This is a genomic window from Trinickia soli, from assembly GCF_002879855.1.
Lineage (GTDB): Bacteria > Pseudomonadota > Gammaproteobacteria > Burkholderiales > Burkholderiaceae > Trinickia > Trinickia soli.
In genome coordinates this window covers 244,979-267,395 of sequence record NZ_PNYB01000005.1, presented here as the reverse complement: position 1 = coordinate 267,395, position 22,417 = coordinate 244,979, and the positions used below count along the sequence as shown (strand labels likewise).

Sequence of the window (22,417 nt, the reverse complement as noted above, 5' to 3'; positions counted from 1 at the left end):
CAAACCAATGAGGCCGCGCCCAGCATTCGTCCCTGCCGGGCAGGCCTTGCGTTTTGGTCGCAACGGCTCGACGCTGCGTATGCGCGAGACCCAATCCTGCCGACCGACTTCTATGTCCGATCAAAGCCAAGGACATCCGCTCGCAAGTCGCTTTGCGTTTCCCGTGGTGGGAATCGATGCATCGCATGACGGCATCGAGGCGTTGTCGAATTTTTTCAAAGCCGTGCCGAACTCGCCCGGGGCAGCGTTCGTCGTCGTCCTTTCAATACCCGCGAATTCCGATCAGTCTCTGAGCGAGGCGCTGCGAGGCATGACAAACATGCCGATCGTATCTGTGCAGCAGACGGTGCGGATCGAGCCCGATCACGTCTATATCGTTGCGCCACCGGTTGTGTGGACGATCGTCGAGAACGAGTTGCACGCGGCGCCGTCGATCGGCGCCGAGGAGCGGCTGCACAACCTGGGTCGCGCGAGCGTGGATGAAGTCGAACGGCGGCGCGACGAGTTTCTTGCCGTCGTCTCGCACGAACTGAAGCACCCGCTCCACCTGATCAGTGCGAGCGCCGAACTCATCGCGCATTCCACCGAAGCGCACGCCAACAGTTCCATCGCAAGAGCCGCCGACACGATACGGCGTACTGTCCTGGGGCAAGCGCAAATCATCGACGACCTGCTCGACATGTCTCGCCTGCGTACCGGCAAACTCTCGATCACGAAACGGCCCATCGATTTCAAGGAAGTCGTTCAGCGCATCTGTCATACGATGCAGGACGAAGCCCAGCGCAAGGACATCGATTTCCGGCTTTCGGTGCCCGACGAGGCCGTTTCGGTCAATGCGGATCTGACGAGGATCGAACAGATCGTTTGGAACCTCGTCAGCAACGCGCTCAAGTTCACCGAGGATGACGGCAAGATTGCGGTGAAGTTATCGATCGACGGCCGTTATGCGGTGCTCAGCGTGACGGACAACGGCATCGGCATCGATCCGTCCGCATTGCCGCATATCTTCCAGATGTTCGAGCAATGCTGCACGACGGCCTCAGCCGTACGCGGCGGGCTCGGCATCGGCTTGTCGCTCGTCAAGGAACTCGTCGCGATACACGGCGGCGATGTGGAGGCCCATTCCGAGGGGATGGGGCACGGGGCGACGTTCACGGTCAAGCTGCCGCGGATCGTCGAGAAGGTTGACCCCGCACCTTGCGGAGCCTGCCCCACCAGGTTCCTGAGCGGCGAGAAGGTCATGCTCGTCGATGACGATCGGGAGACGGTCGAAACGTTCAGGCTACTGCTCGAGATGGAAGGCGCAACGGTAACGGTCGCGACCAGCGCCGAGGAAGCGCTCGAGTTGCTCGCCAGGCAACCGCCATCGTTGATCTTGTCCGATCTCGGCATGCCACGCATGAGCGGCATCGAGTTCATCAAAGCGGTACGACAGCGCCCGCAATGGCGTTCGATCAAAGCCATTGCGCTCAGCGGCTTCGGCAGGCTGTCCGATATCGAGGAAGCCATGCAGTCCGGCTTCGACGGCCATTTGACAAAGCCTGTCATGCTCGATGCGCTGCTCAGCACGATTGCGCGCGTGAAAGCGACGTAACACGGTGCAATCGATCGGGCGGCAAAGGGCTGCACTCCAAGCTGCCCGAGCGCCCTTCTTCGCCTGCCCGCTACAGCAGACTCGGCGTGCCGACCCACATCAGCAACGCCTCTCGCTCGCCCGTGTTTTCCCAGTGATGGGCGTCGGTCGAATCGTAGTGCGCCGAATCGCCCTCGCGGAACACGTAGGTGTTGCCTTCCAGCGTCAACGTCACCGTACCTGACAGCACGTACCAGAACTGCTCGCCCGCGCGCGCCGCAATATCGTCGAGCTTGTGCCCGGCAGCGATGCGCACGAGCAACGCCTCCATGCGGCCGCCCGCCGTCACCTGCGTCAATCTTGCAAACCGCTTGTCGGCATCGGCGAAACCGAAGAAAGTCAGGTGCTCTCCGCGCGCAACGTAACGCTCCTCGCGCGGCGCATCGAGCAGGTATTGCACTTCGACGCCAAGCACGCGCGCGATCGAAATCAAGGTCGCCACCGATGGTCGCGCAAGCCCGCGCTCGACCTGCGAGAGGAACGGCGTGGAAATGCCCGCGCTCGTGGCCGCATCGTCGAGCGTCAACGACAAGCGCTGACGCAACGACCGGATTTTGGAGCCGAGCACGGTCGAACTCGATCGCTCCTCGTCGATCCATGCGCCACGCTCATAAGTCTTGCGGTGTCGTCCCATGCCGTCCTTCATAACGACTCCGTTTCAGGATCGGGCACGCCTTCCTGCTTCGATTGCCCGGCACCCGCACCGCGCTGGTCGTGCGATGCCGAACGCCGCTGCGTCGCATGCATGACAATGTGAAACGCCACCGGCGTAAACACGAGACCGAGGATCGTCGCGGCAATCACCCCGCCGAACACGCCCGTCCCGATCGAATGGCGACTCTCGGCACCGCCTCCGCTCGAAAACACGAGCGGCACGACGCCGAGCAGGAACGCCGCCGATGTCATGACGATCGGCCGAAACCGCATCGCGCAGGCTTGCACGATCGATTCGACCAGCGAGGCGCCATGCGCACGCGCATCGCGCGCGAATTGCACGATCAGAATGGCGTTCTTTCCGGCGAGGCCGATCACGGTGACGAGGCCGATCTTGAAGTAAATGTCATTGGGCAAGCCGCGCAGGAGCATCGCAGCGACGGCGCCGATCATGCCGAGCGGCACGACGATCAGTACCGACAACGGGATCGTCCAGCTCTCATAAAGTGCAGCCAGCGCCATGAACACGGCGAGCAACGACAAGCCGATCAACATCGGCGTCTGCCGCGCAGCTTGCGTTTCCGCGAGCGCCGCGTCGGCCCAGTCGTACGACACGCCTTCGGGCAGCAATGCAGCCAACCTTTGCATTTCCGCCATCGCTACGCCGGAGCTATAGCCGTCCGCCGCCCGCCCCGTTACGTCAAGCGACGGATAGCCGTTGTAGCGCGTCAGCATGATCGGCCCGCGCGACCATTTGAGCGAAGAGAACGCCGAAAACGGCACCATCTTGCCCAAATCATTGCGAACCGACAGATTCAACAGATCGGCGTCGGTCATGCGGGCCGGCGAATCGGCTGAAACGAGCACGCGCAGCATCCGCCCCGCCGCCGGGTAATCGTCGACATACGACGTGCCGAAGGTGTTGCCGAGCACGTCTTCGATCGCATTGAACGACACGTTCATCGCATACGCTTTGGCGCGATCGATGACGAGCACCACACGCGGCGCGTCGGGCAGCGTCTCCGAATGCACGTCCGCTAACACGGGGCTTTTACGGGCCAGATCGAGCAGGCGTTCCCGCGCCGCATCGAGCCCTTCCTTACCGATGCCGCCGCGGTCTTCGAGGTGGAACGTGAAGCCCTCAGCATGTCCCATCCCCGGCACCGAAGGCGGCAACTGTGCAATGACCTCGCCGTCGCGAATCTTCCCGAACGATTCGTTCAACCGATCCCGTAAAGCGAGCGCGCCGATGTTCCGATGCGACCAGTCCTTCAGGGCAATGAAGGCCATTCCGACGTTTTGTCCGCTGCCCGCAAAACTCCAACCGATGACCGTTGTCACGTTCTCGATTGCGCGCTCTCGATGAAGAATGTCTTCGACCTGCCGGATCACCGCATAGGTGCGCTGCTGCGACGCGCCGGGCGGCAGCTGCACCATGACTTGCAGTTGACCCTGGTCTTCGGTCGGCAGGAAGCCGCCCGGCAGCGACGCATACAGCAAAGCACCAACCCCGATCAATGCGAGGTGAACCGCAAAAAATCGCTTAGGAAAACGAATCAACGTTGCGATAAGCCCGCGATAACCGGTCGATGCACGTTCGAAACCATTCAAGAACCGACCGACGAAGCCCGAATGCACGTGATCCTCGTGCCGCGGCGGCTTGAGCAGGTTCGCGCACAACGCCGGTGCGAGCGTCAGCGCCATGAAAGCGGAGATGAGAATCGCCGCAATCATCGCAATCGAGAACTGCCGGTAGATGCCGCCGACGCCGCCCGTGAAAAACGCCATCGGCACGAATACGGCCGTCAACACCGCAGTCACGCCGACAATCGCGCCGCCGATCTGCGTCATTGCTTTGCGCGTCGCGTCGCGCGGCGAAAGCCGTTCGTCGCGCATGATGCGCTCGATGTTCTCGACGACGACGATCGCATCGTCAACGAGAATCCCGATCGCGAGGACAAGCCCGAACAGGGTGAAAACGTTGATCGATAACCCGAACACATACATCGACGCGAACGCGCCCATCAGTGCCACGGGAATCACGATCGTCGGCACGAGCGTATAACGCAGGTTGCGCAGGAACAGCCACATCACGCAAAAGACGAGCACGATGGCCTCGATCAGCGTGATCAGCACCTCGCTGATCGCAATCTTGACGAAATGCGCACCGTCGTAGGGTATTTCGACGGCAACGCCCGGCGGCAATGTTTTCGAAAGCTCGGCGATGCGTTGATGAATCGCGTTCGATGTCTCGAGCGCATTGCCGAGCGGCCCGAGCTGGATGCCGACCGTCGCGGCCGTCCTCCCGTTCAATCGCGACCAGAACGTGTAACTGTCACGGCCAAGCTCGACGCGGGCCACGTCGCCCAGACGCACGACCGACCCATCGGGCCGCGCCTTCAACACGATGGCAGCGAATTCCTGCGGCGTAAGCAACTGTCCGCGCACGCTGACCGAAGCCGTCAGCACCTGGCCATCGACCGCCGGCGCATCGCCAATCGCGCCCGCCGTCACCGTCGCGTTTTGCGCGTGGATCGCAGCGGAGACATCGGCCGGCGACAAGTCATACTCGCGCAGCTTCATCGGATCGAGCCAAATGCGCATGGCGCGGTCGGCATCCCATAGCTGGGCCGCGCCCACGCCCGGCGTGCGCTTGAGCTCGCGCAGCAGGAACCGGTTCAGGTAATCGCTGAGCGCCGTCGAATCCCGCATGCCGTCCGTCGACACAAGCGTCACGAGCATGAGGAACGTGTTGGCCGCCTTGAACACCGAAATGCCCTGCTGCACGACCTGTTGCGGCAGGCGAGGTTCGATCTGCTTCAAGCGGTTTTGTACATCGATCATTGCGAGATCGGGATTCGTCCCGGGCGCAAACGTCACGTCGATTTCCACTTCGCCGAGTGCGTCGCTCGTCGTCTCGTAGTACTGCAGACCGTCTGCCCCATCCAGGCTCTGCTCCATCAGGCTCGCGACGTCGCTGTCGACCACCTCGGCCGACGCGCCCGGGTAAGTGGCCGAGATGATGACGCGCGGAGGCGCCAGCCGCGGATACTGCGCGACGGGCAGCATCGGCAACGCCAGCGCACCCGCAACGATGATCGCGAGCGCGACGATCCAGGCAAACACCGGACGATCGATGAAAAAGGACGGCACGTGCTTAAGTCTCCGTTGTTTTTTTTGGCTGTGTTTCTGCCTCCGGTGGCCTCATCCGCCGCTCGGCGGCGCAAATTCAACGGTCTTGGCTTGCTCCTCCCGCAATCAGGTCCGGTATCTGCGGCGTCGACTTCATGCCACTGCCTCGTTGGGATCGGGCTCAGGGATCTGCATCGACGCCGCGAGCAGCGATTGCGTGTACGGATGCGAAGGCGCGCTCAACACGTCGAGCGTATCGCCGGCTTCGACGATGCGCCCCGATTTCATGACGACGACGCGATGCGCCATCGCGCGCATGACCGCCAGATCGTGCGTGATGAACAAATAGCTGAGGCCGTACTTCTTCTGCAGACGCGTGAGCAGCGCCAGCACTTGCTGCTGCACGGAAACATCGAGCGCGCTCGTGGGCTCGTCGAGCACGAGCAGTTCGGGCTCGACGGCCAGCGCCCGCGCGATGGCGATGCGTTGCCGCTGTCCACCCGAGAACTCATGCGGATATCGCAGCAACGCATCGGACGGCAGACCGACTTCTTCCAACAGTTCGGTCACCCGCGCCGTGCGCTCTTTGACGCTCAGATTCGGCTTATGCACCCGCAGCCCTTCGCCGACGATCTGTTCGATCGTCATGCGAGGCGAGAGCGAGCCGAACGGATCCTGGAACACGACCTGCATGCGTGCACAAAGGGCGCACCACTCGGCGCTCGACGCACGATAACTGGCGAGCGGTCGATCGCCGATTCTGATTTCGCCGGCCGCCGCGCGTTGCAGCCCGAGCACCGTGGACGCCAGCGTCGATTTGCCCGAACCCGATTCGCCGACGATGCCGACCGTTTCCCCACGCCGCAGCGTCAGATCGACATCCTGGACCGCGCGAAACGTGGCGCTACCGAACAAACCGCGCAGCCCCTTGGCACTCGTGCGGTAATCGACCGCCAGCCCCGAGATTTCAAGCACGTTCTCCGAATCGGCCGGCACGGGGTCGACGCATCGGGTCGGCTCGCTATCGAGCAGCCGCTTCGTATAAGGGTGTTGCGGATTCGAAAACAACGCTTCGGTCGTGTTCGTTTCGACGAGCACGCCCTTTTCCATGACCGCCACCCGCTGGGCGAACCGCCGCACGAGGTTCAGATCGTGCGTGATCAACAGCACGGCCATGCCGCGCTCGGCCGCCTCCTGCTCCTGCAAACCGATCAACAGGTCGACGATCTGCTGCCGCACGGTGACGTCGAGCGCCGTAGTCGGTTCGTCGGCCAACAGCAGCCGCGGCCGGCACGCGAGCGCCATCGCAATCATCGCGCGCTGACGCTGGCCACCCGAAAGCTGATGCGGAAAGCTGTCGATGCGCCGTTCGGGCTCGGGAATACCGGTACGGCGCAAGAGTTCGATGCCTCGCGCCCGCGCCGCGTTCGGCCGCAGGCCTTCATGCAGGCGCAGACTTTCCGCAATCTGCTTGCCGACCGTATAGAGCGGGTTCAGCGCCGTCATCGGCTCCTGAAACACCATGGCGATGTCGGCGCCGCGAATACCGCGCATCTGCTGTTCGGTCTTGGCAAGCAAATCGTCGCCTTCGAACAGGATCCGCCCGGACAGCGTGGCATATTGCACGAGTCGCAATATCGATAGCGCCGTCAGGCTCTTGCCGGAACCCGATTCGCCGACGAGCGCCACGCGCTCGCCGCGGGCGATCGCGAGATTCAAATCACGCACGCACTCTTTGGCGCCGAAGCTGATCGAAAGATGTTCGATGCTGAGCAAAGGACTATTGCGCATCACTTCGCGCCTCCGAATGCCGAACCACGATTGCGCGTGTCGAGCGCATTACGCAAGGCATCGCCCATGAACGTCAGCAACAACAACGTGACAACGAGCGCTGAAAACGCCGAAATCGAAATCCACCATGCGTCGAGATTGTTCTTGCCTTCCTGCATCAGCTCACCGAGACTCGGCGTCGGCGGCGGGACGCCGAGACCGAGAAAATCGAGGCTCGTCAGCGACAGAATCGCAGCGCTCATGCGAAACGGCAGAAACGTAATAACCGGCGTCAGGCTGTTGGGCAGCACGTGCCGCCAGATGATCTGCCAGTTCGAAAGACCCATCGTACGCGCAGCCTTCACATAATCGAGCGACCGGTTACGCAGGAATTCGGCACGCACATAGTCGGACAGCACGAGCCAGCCGAACATCGATAACAAAATAAACAACAACCACAGCGTCGGCTCGAAAATCGAAGCGAAGATGATCAGCAGATAAAGGTCGGGCATCGAACTCCAGATCTCGATGAGCCGCTGCCCGATCAAATCCGTGCGCCCGCCGTAAAACCCCTGCAACGCGCCGGTCAGCACGCCGAAGAAAACGCCCGACACCGTCAGCGCCAACGCCATCAACACGGACACACGGAACCCATAAAGCAGCCGCGAGAGCACGTCGCGCCCGAACTGATCGGTCCCGAGCCAGTTGGACGACGACGGCGGCGCGGGAAACGGCCGCACGGCGAAGTAATCGATCGTGTCGTAGTAGTTGTGATTCGGCGGATAGATCGCGAAGTTGCCGTTCGATTCGATGCGCGAGCGGATATACGGATCGAGGTAGTTCGTCTTCGCGGGGAAGTCGCCGCCGAACTGCGTCTCCGGGTACACCTTCAGGATCGGAAAGTAATAGTGGCCGTCGTACCGCACGACGAGCGGCTTGTCGTTGCAGAGCACCTCGCCGATCAGGCTGAGCGCGAACAGCGCGACAAAAATCACGAGGCTCCAATAGCCGAGCCGCTGACTTTTGAAGCGCAGCCACGTGCGCCGCCATGGCGACGGCGACGCTACCGGTGCACTGACCACATTAGCGGTCCATGCGGTCGAATTGGATGCGGGGGTCGACGAGGACATAGCAGACGTCAGCAATGAGTTTGGTTACGAGGCCGATCAGGGTGAAAAGGAACAGCGAGCCGAGCACCACCGGGTAGTCGCGGCGTATCACCGAGTCGTACGAAAGCTGGCCCATGCCGTCGAGCGAGAACAGCGTCTCGATCAGCAGGTTGCCGTTCAGGAAGGCGCCCACGAAGGCGGCGGGCAAGCCCGTCAGCAGCGGGATCGCGGCATTGCGCAGCACGTGTTTCCACAAAACGTCACGCTCCGGGGCGCCCTTGGCGCGGGCCGTCAACACGTACTGTCGACCGATCTCTTCGAGGAACGTGTTCTTCGTGAGAATCGTCACGATCGCGAAGTTGCCGACGACGGACGCCGTAACGGGCAATACCATGTGCCAGAGATAGTCGAGCAGCTTGCCGATCGTCGTCAGATCGTCGAAGTTGTCGGACGTCAAACCGCGCATCGGAAACACCTGCCAGAACGAGCCGCCACCGAACAGCATCAGCAGCAGGACACCGAGCACGAATCCCGGAATGGCATAACCGATCAGCACGAGGATGCTCGTCACCGCATCGAATCGAGAGCCGTTGCGCACGGCCTTCGCAATACCGAGCGGAACCGAAATCGCATAGGTCAGCACGATCGTCCACAAGCCCAGCGAAATCGACACGGGAAGCTTGTTGCGAATGACGCGCCAAACGCTTGCGTGCTGAAAGTACGATTGCCCGAGATTGAACGTGGCGTAATTCTTCAGCATCAGGAAGTAACGCGTGAGCGGCGGCTTGTCGAAGCCGAATTGTTTCTTGATCTGCTCGATCTGCTGCGGGTCGACACCCTGGCTCGCGTGATAGCCGCCGCCTCCGCTACCGCCGCCGTCGCCCCCGTGATTGGCCTGTCCGTGACGCAGTTGCGTCACCATCTGCTCCACGGGGCCGCCCGGCACGAACTGCGTCACGACGAAGGTCAGCGTGACGACACCGATCAGCGTCGGAATCATCAGCAAAAGCCGTCGAAGAATGTAAGCAAACATCAGGAGTCCTTAATATTGCTTGCTGTGCCGAAGCCTCAGTGCGTGCCAGTCTCGGCAGGTATCTTTTCGGCCGATGCCTGCGTGCTCATTGGGCGCTTTCCTTTCGGAAACCAGTAATCGATGATCCAGTCTTCGGACTGGTAGGTGGTCGGCACCACCTTCGGATGCCCAATCGTCGTCTTGTAGGCGATACGTGCATCGGCCTCGTAGTACTGCGGCACGAGGTAGTACTCGTTGATCAGCACGCGATCGAGCGCCCGCGTCGCCGCTTCGAGATCGTCGAGATTCGCGGCCGAGATGGCGGCATGCACGAGTGCATCGACGGCCTTGGAGCGGATCCCCGAGTAGTTTTCCGAACCGACTTGCGAAGCCGCCTTGCTGCTGAAACGCCGTTCGAGTTCGATGCCGGGAATCGTCACGGGCGGATAGATGTAAGTCGTGATGTCGAACTGGAAGCTGTCGAGACGCTTTTGATAAAGCGCGCTGTCGATTTCACGCATGTGCGCGTCGATGCCGAGCGTTTGCAGCGCCTGCATGTAGGGAATCAACAGACGATCGAAGCCGGGCTCGTCATCCATGATTTCGATGCGCATGGGCGTGCCCGCATCATTACGCAGCGCGCCATCGCGGTAATGCCAGCCCGCCTCGGCCAACAACTCGCGCGCCTGCCTCAGGTTCGCGCGCAAGGATCCGGGCGGCTTCGTGCTTGGCTGCTTCACCATCGGCCCGAACACCTCGGGGGGAAGCTCGGCGCGGAACGGTTCGAGCAGCTTCAGTTCTTTTTCGCTCGGCATGCCCGTGGCGCCGAATGGGCTGGCATCCCAGAAGCTGTTAAGCCGCGTGTACTGACCGTAGAACATCATGCGGTTCATCCAGTCATAGTCGAACGCCAGGGCGAGCGCATGACGGACACGTTGATCCTGGAATTCAGGCTTACGCGTATTGATGACGAACCCTTGCATCTGTGCGGGCCCGTCGGGGAAAGTCTCTTTTCTGAGTAACCCGGAATCGAAATTCTTGCCCACGTATTTGCGCGCCCATTGCGTAGCGCTGTATTCGCGATCGACATCGTCGGTGCCGGCCTTGAATGCTTCCAGCTTGACGTATTGATCGAGGTAGAGCTTGAAGACGATCCGGTCGAAATGGAACATGCCGCGGCGCGAAGGCAGATCGGCTGCCCAGTAGTTCGGATCGCGCCGATAGATGATCTCTTTGTCGTTCTTGCGCTGTTCGACGAGGTAAGGGCCGCTGGCAATGGGCGGCTCGACTGAAATCTGATCGAACGGCAATCGCTTGCCGTCGGGCTGCATGCCCCATTTCGGCGAGAACACGGGAATATCGCCGGCAATCAGCGGCGCCGCGCGCGAGTTGTCGACGAAATCGAACCGCACCGTCGAACGATCGACCACGGTCGCGCGCTTGATCTCGGAAAACTGCGACGAGATCATCGGCGACGCCTGCTGACTCTTGAGCGTGTCGAACGAGTACTTGACGTCGGCCGCGGTAATCGGATCGCCGTTCGAGAAATGCGCTTTCGGATTGATGTGAAAGGTGGCCGACCGGCCATCGGGCGCCACCTCGACATCGTCGGCGATGAGCGGATATTCCGACGCCAATTCGTCCCAGCTACGCTGCATCAAGGTATCGAACATCAGATTGCGGACATCCGGCGCGAATTGGCCTCGCACGATGAACGGATTGAGCGAATCGTAGCTTTGCGCCTGATCGTAATTCTGAAAATGGAGCGTGCCGGTATTCGACGCGTCAGGATCCGCGTAATCGAAATGCGTGAAATTCGGCGGATATTTAGGCTCGCCGAATTGCGCGATGGCCGGTTTGGCTTGCGCGCCGATCGCGCAGGCCAAACCGAACGCCGTCGCGAATGCCAGGCGAAACAAGGAAGGTCTCATTCTTTCAGTGCGTGTGGACGCACGCCGGAGAAGCCGGCGCGCCATTCATCGGAGCGGTCGAAGGCGAATAATTTGCCGTCGCGCGATGATCCCCTCCACCGCGCGACGGCCGCCCCCTAGCGCCGCCTCACTTCGACGCTACCAGCAACCAGAGGCGGGCCAGATCGCTCGACCCGTCCGTGCCTTTAACCGCGCGGAACGCCTTCACGGCGTTTGCCTTTTGTCCAGCCACGTAATAAGCGACGCCCAGATGCAGCTGCGCTTGATCGGGATGTTGGAGCTTACCTCCGGCCATTGCCGCTTCCATCATCGCGATCCCGTCTTTCGCCTGCCCCGCGAAAACGAGGTTCAAGCCTTGATCGATCGGCGCGGGCGCATCGGCCTTGTCGACGCCGGCCGCCGCGCGCTTGGCGGCCAGCGCCTGCAAGCGCTTCTCGCGATCGGCCGTTTTCGGATCGTGACCGAGCACGCCCGCCGTGAAGCCCTGATCGATGACCTGCTTCGCTTCGGCGGGACTATGGGCGACGAGCGCAAGCTGCGTCATTTCCATGTAATCGTCGACACTCGTCAATGCGCCGGTTGCACGACGCAGGCGGTAGGTGTCGATGTCGAGGCGCGACGAATAGCCGGGCTTGTTGCGAATCGCAGCGAGCAGATCATCCCAGTACGACTGCTTCGGGTGATAGGCGACGAGCGCTTCGAGTGCGCCACGGTAGGCCATGTCGTTCTTCGTGCGTTGCGCGCAGGTGCCGAGCAATTGCAGTTGCGATTCGTCGGGCGCATGTCCCGCTTTCGTCTGCGCATCGACGCCCGGCTTCAACAAATTGACGACGCTCGCGCAATCGTTCGACAGGTAGTACGACTGCACGAGCACCGTGCGCATCTGCGGGTCGCTGCCGCCTGCTTTCAAATAGCGCTGCGCGGTCACGATCGCCCGCGGGTAATTGCGCTCCTGGAAGTAAATGCCCGCCAACGTGGCCGTGACACGCTGTTCGTCTTCGCCCTGCAATTTGCCGCCGTTGAGCAGCGACTCGTACGCCTGCGCGGCCAAACCGGTGTCGCCGGCGGCCACGGCCGCCGCGCCGCGCATTTCCTCGATCATGTACGTTTCATACGGCGTCTTGCCGGGCGTGGCCGCGGCTTGCGCAATCTTGGCGAGCGCCTCTTTGTACTTGTGCGCGCGATAGAGCGTTTGCGCATCGTTCAAAGGCTTGCCCACCTCGGGGCGCAGCGTGTCGGCCGCGTACGTTGCCGCGGGCGCGGCCGCCAGCGCAAAGAACGCACAGCCGGCAACCACGAGCGCAGCGTGCTTGAATCGTCGTTGGATCGTTCGCATTGCCACTTCCTTATTGCATGTATTGCTCGTTGCCGATCAAACCGATCTTGGTCGCGCCGACGCGTTGCGCCGCGGCCATCACGGCGGCGACATCCTTGTAGGGCACGAGCTTGTTCGGTCGCACATGAATTTCGTCTTGCACGGGCTCTGCCGCCACCTGTGCAAGCTTCGATTCGAGCGCGGCTTTATCGGGAATCGGCGTGCCGTTCCACGTCGTCGTGCCGTCGAAGTCGATGTCGATTTGCACGACTTGCGGCTGCACGGCCGGCGGCGGCGGATTGCCGACCGGCAGGTTCATCTTCACGGCATGCATTTGAATCGGAATCGTGATGATCAGCATGATCAGCAACACGAGCATCACGTCGATCAACGGCGTCGTATTGATGTCGACCATCACTTCCGGTTCGCCGCCGCCACCGCCCGAGGGTACGTTCATTCCCATAATTGACTCCTGTCGGTAGGCTAGCCCCCGCGTGCGGGCGGCTCCGTGATAAACGACACTTTGGCGATGCCGGCGCGCTCGCAGTCGGTGATGACACGGCCGATGAACTCATAGCGCGTGTCCTGATCGCCGCGCACATGAATCTCCGGCTGCGGGTTCATCGCCGAAACCGTCTTGAGCTTTTCCAGCAGCACGGGCCCCTCGACATGGGCTTCGTTCCAGAAGAAGTCGCCGTCCTTGTTGACCGCAATCTCAATGCTCTTGGGTGTCGTCTGCAGCGGATGCACCGTCTCTTTCGGTAACTGCAGCGGCACCGTATGCGTGACGACCGGGATGGTGATCAGAAAAATGATCAGCAACACGAGCATCACGTCGACGAGCGGCGTGGTGTTGATAGCGGCGATGACTTCGTCTTCGTCCTCGCCCCCAACGCTCATGGCCATGGTGGACCTCGCTTATCGGGGAAACGGGTTACTGAACGAGCGACGCTGCGCGATTGTTCGCACGCGCCGGACGCTTGCCGCCAGCGAGCACGACCGTGTGCAATTGCGCACCGAACGCACGGACACGCTCCATCACCGACTTGTTGCGACGAACCAGGAAGTTGTAGCCGAGCACCGCGGGCACGGCCACGGCGAGACCGATCGCCGTCATGATCAGCGCTTCGCCGACAGGGCCGGCCACCTTGTCGATCGATGCCTGGCCGGCGATGCCGATGGCCGTCAGCGCGTGATAAATGCCCCACACCGTACCGAACAGGCCGACGAACGGCGCCGTCGAGCCAACCGTTGCGAGGAACGCGAGGCCGTCTTGCAGACGGTTGGAAACGCTCGTGATGGCGCGTTCGACCGACACGTCGATCCAGGTGTTGCGGTCGACGGCTTCGAGCAGCGCTTCATCGTGATGCTCGCCGGCTTCGATCGCGGTCTCGGCGATGAAGCGGAACGGCGACGACTCTTCGAGCTGTCTCGCTCCGTCGGCCAACGACGGTGCGCTCCACAATTGTTCATCGGCGGCCTTGGCGCGACGGTTCGCACGGAATTGCTCGAAGAACTTCGTGATCATGATGTACCAGCTGCCCATCGACATGATGACGAGCAGGATCAGCACGAAGCGCGCGACGAAGTCGCCGTTCTTCCAGAGGGCGCCGAGGCCGTACGGATTATTGACCGTTTCGGTGGCCGCAGGCGCAGGCGGCGGCACCGGTTGATCTGCTGCGGGCGCGGCTGCTTGCGGCGCGGCCGTCGCGTTCGATGCCGTTGCCGCGGCTGCGGCGGACGTATCGCTCGCTTGGGCATAGGCGAGATTGGGCAGAGCGATATTCGCCGTCGCGACGGCGATCAACGTGGTGGTGGCCAATGCGGCGAGGGAACGCTTCTTCATCATCTTGCTCCGGTTCGGTTCAATCGTTGAACTCGTTAACACTGTTGTATGCGTGTAGTTCGGGGGCTGCTATGCGTCGTTGTCCGGCGCTCGACCCAACGTCTGGCCAATGCGGCTCAGTTGAGGTTGAACGAGAACGGCACCTGCACCCGAACGGCTTGACCTTGTGCGATGCAATTGAACCGCTTGACCGCCTTGAACGCAGCGTCGTCGAGGCTGTCGTGATCCGACGACTTCGCTACGCGCTCGTTCGTGACATGGCCTTGCGGATCGACCGTGAATTCGATCGTGACATCGCCCGTATCGCCGTTTTCCTGCGCTTCCTTCGGATAGGCGATCGAACCGCGAATCTGATCCGAATTCGGGCACACGACGCCAACTTCCGTATGCACGACGGGCTTCGCCGGCGCGGGCGCGGGCGGCGCAACGACGGGCGCGGATTGCACCGGTGTCGCCTGGTGCGTGATCGTCGCTTGCGGCGGAGCCTGTACCGGCACCTCGGGCGGCGGCACGAACGGCGGCGGCGGCGGCGCGAACTTTGGCGGCGGCAGCTGCACGGGCGGCAACGGCGGCGGCGGAGGCGGCTTTACCGGCTCGATGATTTTGGTTTCGATCGGATGCTGAATCACATGCACGACCTTGGTGGCGAGGCCGTTCAAGAGTGCATAGACGAGCACGATGTGCAAACCGATGACGATTGCGATGCCGCCGAAGCGGCGCGCGGGGTTTTGCTGCTTTCGCCCGTACTCGCGGGGGCGTCCCGACCATGCGATCCCGGATGCTGCCCCGGGCGATTGTCCTTCCACTTTCATACCCACCTTCGATCCTCCCGGCGTGAATCGCCTGGTTCCGTGATTGCGGCGCTCGTCATGTAACGAACCGCGGGATGAGGCCGATCACAAGGGACTTCTTGCCACTGCCTGGAACAAGGTCCGCCACCCACGCATTTTCAGTGCCGCCTTCAGCTGAAGCATTGACTGAAGTGAAGGCGGCGGACCAACCAGCTATCTCGAGATGCCTTGTTTTTAGAACTTGTAGGTTGCGCCGATCTGGGCGAACCGACCGATATACGAGTAAATCGATTGGTCGTAGCCGTTCAGATCAAGCGTGCCTTCTGCAAAGATCGGATCGTACGGAGGCGTGCGATTGAAGATGTTGTCGATGCCGCCGTAAATCGTCCAGTGCTTGAAGCCCGTGTACGTGACCATCAGGTTGAACTGGCTATACGAGCCCACCTTCGCCGGCGCAGGCGCGGGCAGCAGGTTTTGCGCGTACGGGCCCGTGAACTGCCACGTCAGAGCCGCATCGAACTTGTGATAGTTCCAGTCCAATGTCGTGTTGCCGCGCCAGCGTGGGAAGCTGCCGCCGAACGGCTGCGTGATCGTGTAGTTGTTGCCGGCGCCGTTGACCGGCGAGCGGCCCGGGAAGCCGATCTTGAACTGGTTCACATAAGCCCAGTCGCCCGACACCGTGAACGTGCCGACGTGCGTCGGCAAGGCCTGACGGAACGTACCTTCGAAGCCGTTCGTGTCGAGGTAGCCCAGGTTCGAGTACGGAATGAACTTGTACAGCACCGCGCCCGAGGTCGGGTCCGTCACGATCTGTGACGGCCGGCCTTGGCCGATGACGTTGTCGACGCGGATCTTGTACCAGTCCAGGCCGATGTCGGTCGTACGCGTCGGCGACATCTGGAAGCCGATATTGAAGTTGCGCGTGCGTTCCGGCGACAGGTTCGGGTTGCCCACCGTGATCGACGTGTAGTTCAGGCCGGTGTTCGGATCGACCTGGATGCCCATCGTCTGCGACTTGCTGTCCTCGACGAACGTCGGTGCGCGGAAACCGCGGTCGTACGACGTGTACAACGTCAGCGCCTGCACCGGCTGATAGCGCAACGCGAAGCGCGGCGAGAAGGCACCGCCGACATCGCTGTAGTGGTCGTAACGACCCGATTGACTGAACGTCAAATTGTGAATGATCGGGATGTCGATCTGGTAGTACGCCGCGCCGACGTTGCGTTGACCGATCACGGTCTGCAGATTCGGGTTGAGCACCGCACCGCTGGAGAATTCGGAGCCCGGCGTCAACGAAATGCTCTGGTGCGTGAACTGCGCACCGAAGCCGACACCCACATCACCGGCCGGCAGATGGAACAGGTTCGGCGTCGAAATCGTCGCGTCAACCGTATCGAGCTTCGAAATGCCCAGGTTGCCCGCGTTCTGATACAGGCCGTTGAGCCCGTTCGGCGTAGCCGACGGATTGGCGAAGTTGAACGTGCCGTTCTGATAGATGTTGTTCAGCGCCGCAACGTTCAACTGATTGGTATAGGTGTTCGATACCGTGCTTTGCGAGTGGCTGAGCGAGGTCGACCAATCCCAGTCGCCGTACGGCAGCGTGAACGAACCCTTGACGCCCGTAGCCGCGCGCCAGTAGGTCGCGTCGGTCTTTTCGGCAATCGTATTCGGGAACGAATACGTCAGCGGCGTCGCTACCCCGAACGGGTTGTAGGGGCTGCTTGCCGGCACCGTGAAATTGAACGGGGCAAGCTGCTGCGTCTGCGGATTCCAATAGAGCGCGGGGTTCTGCGGATTGCCGACCGTGTTGCCCCAGATGCCGTCGTCCGTCGTCGTTTGGTTGCGGCTGACGAGGAAGTCTGCAAACGCGGTGGTCTTGTCGTCGATCTTGAAGTCCGCGTGGACCTTTGCGTTTAAGCGCTGAGTCTGCGGCAGGATCGACATGCCGCTGGCGGTGTTGATGCCGCACAGGGTGCCGGCCATGCCGGGCGTCAGCGAGTTCGTTGCGGCAGGGCGCAGCATGCCGCCATATGCGCACGAGCTCAATGCTTGCGCGCTGCCGTCAGGCATATTCCAGTAGGACGGCGCGAGCACCGAATAGCCGCCGGGCTTGCCCGTCCAATCTTCGTTGCGCGTCGAGTCGCGGTCGGCGAGCGTGAAGCCGCTCGACTGATAAACGCTCGCTGCCGCGGTGACATTGAAGCGATCGCTGTTCAGATTGCCGAAGCCGGCGAGAATGCCGAACTTGGTCGTGCCTTGGCCGTTGCCCCCATTGATGGCGCTGCCATAGCTGCCGTCGAGCTGCACGCCGTGGAAGTTGTGCTTCGTGATGATGTTGACCACGCCCGCGATGGCGTCGGAACCGTACTGCGACACGGCGCCCGTCTTCACGATTTCAATGCGCTCGATGTCGTTCAGCGGCAGCGTGTTCAGATCGAAGAACGAGTCGACCGTATTGGAGAACGCTGCGAACGGCGCGACGCGTTGCCCGTCTACGAGCACCAGCGTGTACTTTTCGCTAAGGCCGCGCAGGGCCATGCCGGCCGCGCCCGCCGCGAAGTTGCCCGTTTGCCCCTCGCTCCAGCTATTGGCCGAGTTCGCACTCGTATTGCGCAGGAAGTCCGCAACCGACGAAGCGCCGCTTTGCTGAATCTCCTTCGCCGTCACCGTTTGAACCTGATTGAAACCGACTTTGTCGGACTGGCGGATCAGCGAGCCGGTCACTTCGAAGCGCTGCAGCTTCTGCACATGGCCGCTCGTCTTCGCTGCTTCGCCCGTGGCAGGCGTAGCCGTCTTGCTCGATGCTGCTGCGCCCGACGCCCCAGCCGGCGCAGCGGCCGTCGAAGACGCACCTTGTGCCGCGGGCTGACTCTGGGCGAAGGCCACCGACGTGCCCAACGCCGCCGTCAACGCCACTTCAGCCCATACGATGGTTCGTATGGCCGATCCTAAAGCCGTCAGTTTCATTTTTCCCCTTCTTTCGTCAGTAACGCCAAGTTGTTTTGCGAGAAGGCCTGGCGCGCCTTCTCGCTTGCGGCACCACTGCACCGCCCCTGTTGACTGCCCCGTTCTTGCACTTTCGTCACAACCCTTGACTGCCATCGGGCGCCGATGCGCGAAACGACTGCACCCGACCCGGCATGTTAGTTAGTACTCCTAACTCACCGGAATTGCACCGCGCCCGCATGTCCAAATTCAGCGTGCAGGCGTGCGACCTCGGCCGCAAGTACGCGGCGAGAGGCGCCTGGCTGCCGGTCCCATATGTTGGGTTTAGTTAGGATTCCTAACTGTCATGCGAAAACCAGCAGCCGCTAGGAAACCAACAGCGGCTAATCAAAACAACCTTGGCGTCCCGACCCAGACGAGCACCGTCTCATCATTGGCGGTGTTGGCCCATCCGTGCGGGACCGTGGATTCGTAGTGCGCGCTATCTCCCGCGTGCAAAACGAATGTCGTGCCCTCGAGGTTCAGCGTTATCTCACCACGCAACACATAGAGAAACTCTTCTCCCGCATGCGTTGTTACTTCCGACGGCGGCTGTCCTGCAGGCAGCCTGACGAGAATCGCGTCGAGCTGCCTGTCGCCGGACACGTTCGTGAGCCGGGCGAAAAGGTTGGCCGAATCGGCAAAGCTAAAGAACTGCAATTCGTCCGCACGCCTGACCGACTTGGCTTCCGTTGGCGTTTCGACGAAGAACTGCACCGTTACACCAAGCGCTCGCGCAATACCGGCCAATGACGTAATGGACGGTGTTGCCAGCCCTCGCTCAACCTGCGAAAGAAACGGCTTTGAGATGCCTGCAGCAGTTGCCGTCTCATCGAGTGTGCGTTGGAGCCTTTTGCGAAGCGCTCTGATTTTGCTGCCCAGCACAAGAGCAGCGTTTGTCTTATCTTCAGTGTGCGGAACCATATCAGGACAGAAACCGGCCGTCAAAAATTGTTTGATAGAACTAAATTAGGTTTACCGAAGGTTTACCCCGAGCCGACCCTTTTCGTCACGCACCGCCTCTGTGCTTGCACCGGAACCCCCCGTGCGCCAGCGTAGGGCGGCCTGCCCACCAGTGAAGCAGCGCAACGAACGGTGCAACCTTTCACACCACATAGCCTGTGGGGCTAAATGCTTTTCGTATATAGCATTCTCGCCAATTAACCCTGAGGAAGACGGGATTGGAAATCCTCCTTATCGCAACCGGGTTGCAACTTCTATCAATCAATTCAACCCGTCGTGGCAGCGGCCGTAAAGCCAGGTTCGGAGACAATAGCAGGATGAAATTCACAACCGAAGAGGTTCTCATTAGAAGGGTTCATCTAACTTTGTTAACTTATAAATTGCATTTTGCTTTCTATCTCCATTCATTTTAATTTCACTCAATTCCAATTGTCAGCTGGTCGACGGTCTTCGCAGCTTCCGACAAATTGTGCAACGCAGCATCTCTCGGTTCGCGGCTGCGCGTCGAATCGACGCTTGTCCGGGACAGACTCCTCGCTTTGGCCGATCACTAGTCCGCGTGAGTGTCTGCTCGGTTATAAAAGTAGGAGTTCTGATTATTTTCGCTCGATGAAAGAGATGTGCTGCGATGCTGCTGGCGCCGCTATACTTGCGTCCCTCTCAATGCTCAAACGATGCACAAACACTTGCTCCGATGAAGAAGCTTTTAGTCACCTTCCTGATGGCCGCCGCCGCACACGCAGTCGTGGCGGCGGAATGTCCGCAGTTCGCGCCGAACGGGCAGTTTCCCGTGCTCTCCAACGCGAAGATGGCGCCGAAGACGCGGCTGCTCTGCTACACCGACTTCGCCGTGCTGCATTCGGGTTTGACGCATGGGCCGCTATGGTCGGCCGAGCATCTGACGAGAGCGCATCTGGACGAAGCCAAAGAACAAGTGCGTACGAACAAGTTCTTTCAGGATCCTTCGCTGCCGCCGGGCGAAGGGGCGACGCTGGCCGATTACAAGCGCAGTGGTTTCGACCGCGGGCACATGAGCCCCGCGGGTGATCGCTGGAACGGCGAAGCGATGGCGCAATCTTTTACGCTCGCCAACGTCGTGCCACAAGATCGCGAGAACAATCAGCACCTGTGGGCGCATGTCGAAACAGCCGTGCGCAAGATTGCGAAGCGCTACGGCGAGGCATACGTCATGACCGGGCCGTTGTTCGCGGGACAAACGCTGCGGACGATCGGCGCTTCGCATGTGTTCGTGCCGACGCAACTGTTCAAGGTGGTTTATGTGCCGGCCGCGAAAATGGCGTTTGCTGTGGTCGTCGATAACGTCTCGACGAATCGCTACGATGTGAAGACCGTCCACGAACTCGAAGCAATGAGCGGGATGCGCTTTCCGGGGATTCCTGAATCGCTGAAAGACCAACGAATCGGAGGACTGAAAGGTGTCTGACTTTCATGCATTTGCGAATGACGATGAGGTCGTCAATATTGAAGGCGATGCGTTGACGATATCGAACGGGACGGAATCGGTGTCCCTGGCGGGCTCGCTCGAAATCGCGAAGGACAAGCGCGGACTGAAGGCAGCGCTTGCGCTCAAGGCGGCTGTCGATGCAATTGTCGCGGCGCTCGAGCGCGAGAAGACGCTGCCGGAGAAAGCGGGCAGCGCGCCGCCGGACGACACGGGGTCGGTGCGAAATCCGTTTGTTTGAGCGAAGCCGGCGCAGGCGCCGGTCCTTCGTTTGGCGACTGACTGATTTCAGGCTCGCGCCCACTCGCCATCACCTCTCGTTGGTCGGCGCCAGGACTGGCGCTGTTCGCCATCTTCGTGAAGCGTCACGGCACTGAGCGTGTGTGGATTGCATACGACCGCGACGAGGCGGGCAACGCTGCGGCGGAAACCCCGGTCCAGTTGCCGCTCGACGTCGCGCATCACGCGTCCCACTCGCGAACGCAACGGGCGCAGCGCTTTCTGCATCCGCATGTACTGTTTGGCATGCGCGTAGCGGCCGATTTGGGGCACGTCGCGGCGCTTCACGGGTTTAGTTCTGCCGCAGCTGCAGCCCGTGTTGAGCCGCAGCCTTCACCAGATGTTCGCGGCAGCGTTCGAGCAGCCGTGAATCGGTCGGATGGGCAATCGCCTTTTCCACCGCCGTCGTATCGACGATCACCCGCTTCAGGCTCGAAGTCTTGATGACGTTCGCGCGTTTGGCCGCTTCAATCGTCTCGGCCAGCAACTCTTCGACGCCGGCTTCACCCAGGCGCTTACGCCAGCGCGTCAGGCTCGTCTGCTACCCGATTCTAAGCCGCAACCACAACCCTTTTTTGCTGCTGCCTTTCGACTTTAACGGGCAAGGCGATCATTATCAGGTACACGCGCACGAAAAATCCAACAAACCACAGAGATACCGGCATACCAAGCGCCGCAACGAAAACTAATACACCGCTACCACCAAAATTAGTCGACAAAATTCTATACAACACGAAACCAAATGGCGTCACGCCGTATACGGCAGACGCATATATCTTCCGGGGCGAACGCTTTTGATTATTCACCTCATCGAATAACAGTATTCCATTCTGAATGCGATAAACAATAGCTCCCTCAATCCCCACGAATGCCTTCTCAACAAAATTCGTCGCTCGAATTACATTTTTAACATTATTATATGCAACACACATCCACGACACGGAAAGACCAAGTCCAAATGCCACCCCTATCCATCGGAAGATCCAATTTTCATCAGAGAATAAGAAAAAATAGAAATAACCCAGCACCCCAAAGAAATAGTAAATCGCAACAACACCAAGTGACATAACGATTCCGTATGCCATCAACGCATTCGTCCTTCGATACTTGGAGTAGACAAATGCCAGTAAAAAACAACAAATGATCGCGACAAAAACACCAACCTCCCATGACAACCCTGAGGCGACCCTGCTATCTCCATAAATAACGTAGCCCAGCCCCGCCCCTGAAAGCGGGAACACCAAACAAATAGGGATCGTTTTTCCAATCATCTCCACAACGTAATCTCGATCCACTTGATGTGCCTCACTCATTCCAGCTCCGAAAATCTAGGTTACGGCGCCAATCATTTCGCGGCCATCGCCGAATAGCGACCGTAATCTTTGGCCGCAACACTTCGCAGATAGTCCGCAGATTTCTTTAACATCACCCCAACACTCCTCACCGCCGGAAGGGCGGCAGCAAGCGTACCGACCACAATCAAAAGGACCGGCAATACCGCTCCTCCCGTCAGCCATGCGACTGCCCCGCCGAGG

General features: G+C 60.6%; 17 protein-coding genes and 1 pseudogene. 3 read left to right on the top strand and 15 right to left on the bottom strand.

Annotated features, from left to right (window positions below; translation table 11 throughout):
• Window positions 1–112: 112 nt before the first annotated feature.
• The gene (locus C0Z19_RS08375; RefSeq protein ID WP_158242954.1) at window positions 113–1,594 is read left to right on the top strand and encodes an ATP-binding protein; all 1,482 of its coding nucleotides are present in this window, start codon (window positions 113–115) and stop codon (window positions 1,592–1,594) included.
• A gap of 70 nt (window positions 1,595–1,664) precedes the next feature.
• On the opposite strand, the gene C0Z19_RS08370 is transcribed toward C0Z19_RS08375, so the two are convergent.
• The 13 genes from C0Z19_RS08370 to C0Z19_RS08310 all read right to left on the bottom strand — a co-directional run bounded on the left by C0Z19_RS08370 (window position 1,665) and on the right by C0Z19_RS08310 (window position 19,102).
• Complete coding sequence (locus tag C0Z19_RS08370; RefSeq protein WP_102609373.1) at window positions 1,665–2,267, bottom strand: helix-turn-helix domain-containing protein; 603 nt, start codon at window positions 2,265–2,267, stop codon at window positions 1,665–1,667.
• 8 nt (window positions 2,268–2,275) lie between these two features.
• The gene (locus C0Z19_RS08365; protein WP_102609325.1) at window positions 2,276–5,440 is read right to left on the bottom strand and encodes a multidrug efflux RND transporter permease subunit; all 3,165 of its coding nucleotides are present in this window, start codon (window positions 5,438–5,440) and stop codon (window positions 2,276–2,278) included.
• Between the two features lie 132 nt (window positions 5,441–5,572).
• A complete protein-coding gene (locus tag C0Z19_RS08360; RefSeq protein WP_102609324.1) occupies window positions 5,573–7,210 on the bottom strand; it encodes an ABC transporter ATP-binding protein in 1,638 nt (545 codons plus the stop codon).
• Complete coding sequence (locus tag C0Z19_RS08355; protein ID WP_102609323.1) at window positions 7,210–8,319, bottom strand: ABC transporter permease; 1,110 nt, start codon at window positions 8,317–8,319, stop codon at window positions 7,210–7,212. Before C0Z19_RS08355 ends, C0Z19_RS08360 begins: the two co-directional genes overlap by 1 nt.
• Window positions 8,273–9,331, bottom strand: a complete 1,059-nt coding sequence (locus C0Z19_RS08350; protein ID WP_102609322.1) for a microcin C ABC transporter permease YejB — start codon at window positions 9,329–9,331, stop codon at window positions 8,273–8,275. Before C0Z19_RS08350 ends, C0Z19_RS08355 begins: the two co-directional genes overlap by 47 nt.
• A 35-nt stretch (window positions 9,332–9,366) precedes the next feature.
• Window positions 9,367–11,241 (bottom strand): extracellular solute-binding protein, encoded by a 1,875-nt coding sequence (locus C0Z19_RS08345; protein WP_233196053.1) that lies wholly within the window; start codon window positions 11,239–11,241, stop codon window positions 9,367–9,369.
• Window positions 11,242–11,368: 127 nt separating this feature from the next.
• Window positions 11,369–12,577 carry a tetratricopeptide repeat protein gene (locus tag C0Z19_RS08340; RefSeq protein WP_102609372.1) on the bottom strand — a complete coding sequence of 403 codons (1,209 nt, stop codon included), beginning with the start codon at window positions 12,575–12,577 and terminating at the stop codon, window positions 11,369–11,371.
• Between the two features lie 10 nt (window positions 12,578–12,587).
• Window positions 12,588–13,019 carry an ExbD/TolR family protein gene (locus tag C0Z19_RS08335; RefSeq protein WP_102609320.1) on the bottom strand — a complete coding sequence of 144 codons (432 nt, stop codon included), beginning with the start codon at window positions 13,017–13,019 and terminating at the stop codon, window positions 12,588–12,590.
• 20 nt (window positions 13,020–13,039) lie between these two features.
• Window positions 13,040–13,462, bottom strand: coding sequence for an ExbD/TolR family protein (locus C0Z19_RS08330; protein WP_102609319.1), 423 nt, complete (start codon window positions 13,460–13,462; stop codon window positions 13,040–13,042).
• Window positions 13,463–13,490: 28 nt separating this feature from the next.
• Window positions 13,491–14,402 carry a MotA/TolQ/ExbB proton channel family protein gene (locus C0Z19_RS08325; RefSeq protein ID WP_102609371.1) on the bottom strand — a complete coding sequence of 304 codons (912 nt, stop codon included), beginning with the start codon at window positions 14,400–14,402 and terminating at the stop codon, window positions 13,491–13,493.
• A gap of 116 nt (window positions 14,403–14,518) precedes the next feature.
• Entirely contained in the window at window positions 14,519–15,214 is a 696-nt protein-coding gene (locus tag C0Z19_RS08320) for an energy transducer TonB (RefSeq protein ID WP_102609318.1), read from the bottom strand.
• Window positions 15,215–15,427: 213 nt separating this feature from the next.
• The gene (locus tag C0Z19_RS08315; RefSeq protein ID WP_102609317.1) at window positions 15,428–18,160 is read right to left on the bottom strand and encodes a TonB-dependent receptor; all 2,733 of its coding nucleotides are present in this window, start codon (window positions 18,158–18,160) and stop codon (window positions 15,428–15,430) included.
• A 366-nt stretch (window positions 18,161–18,526) separates the two neighbouring features.
• Entirely contained in the window at window positions 18,527–19,102 is a 576-nt protein-coding gene (locus C0Z19_RS08310; RefSeq protein ID WP_102609316.1) for a cupin domain-containing protein, read from the bottom strand.
• A 733-nt stretch (window positions 19,103–19,835) separates the two neighbouring features.
• Between C0Z19_RS08310 and C0Z19_RS08305 the strand changes: the two genes are divergently transcribed.
• Together C0Z19_RS08305 and C0Z19_RS08300 are read left to right on the top strand one after the other, a co-directional pair.
• The gene (locus C0Z19_RS08305) at window positions 19,836–20,585 is read left to right on the top strand and encodes a DNA/RNA non-specific endonuclease (RefSeq protein ID WP_102609315.1); all 750 of its coding nucleotides are present in this window, start codon (window positions 19,836–19,838) and stop codon (window positions 20,583–20,585) included.
• A complete protein-coding gene (locus C0Z19_RS08300; protein ID WP_102609314.1) occupies window positions 20,578–20,844 on the top strand; it encodes a hypothetical protein in 267 nt (88 codons plus the stop codon). Before C0Z19_RS08305 ends, C0Z19_RS08300 begins: the two co-directional genes overlap by 8 nt.
• Window positions 20,845–21,041: 197 nt before the next feature.
• On the opposite strand, the pseudogene C0Z19_RS08295 reads toward C0Z19_RS08300, so the two are convergent.
• Together C0Z19_RS08295 and C0Z19_RS08290 are read right to left on the bottom strand one after the other, a co-directional pair.
• Window positions 21,042–21,420: pseudogene (locus tag C0Z19_RS08295) on the bottom strand (IS5/IS1182 family transposase); the annotation flags it as partial.
• Window positions 21,421–21,433: 13 nt separating this feature from the next.
• Complete coding sequence (locus C0Z19_RS08290) at window positions 21,434–22,195, bottom strand: hypothetical protein (RefSeq protein ID WP_102609313.1); 762 nt, start codon at window positions 22,193–22,195, stop codon at window positions 21,434–21,436.
• Between the last annotated feature and the right edge of the window lie 222 nt (window positions 22,196–22,417).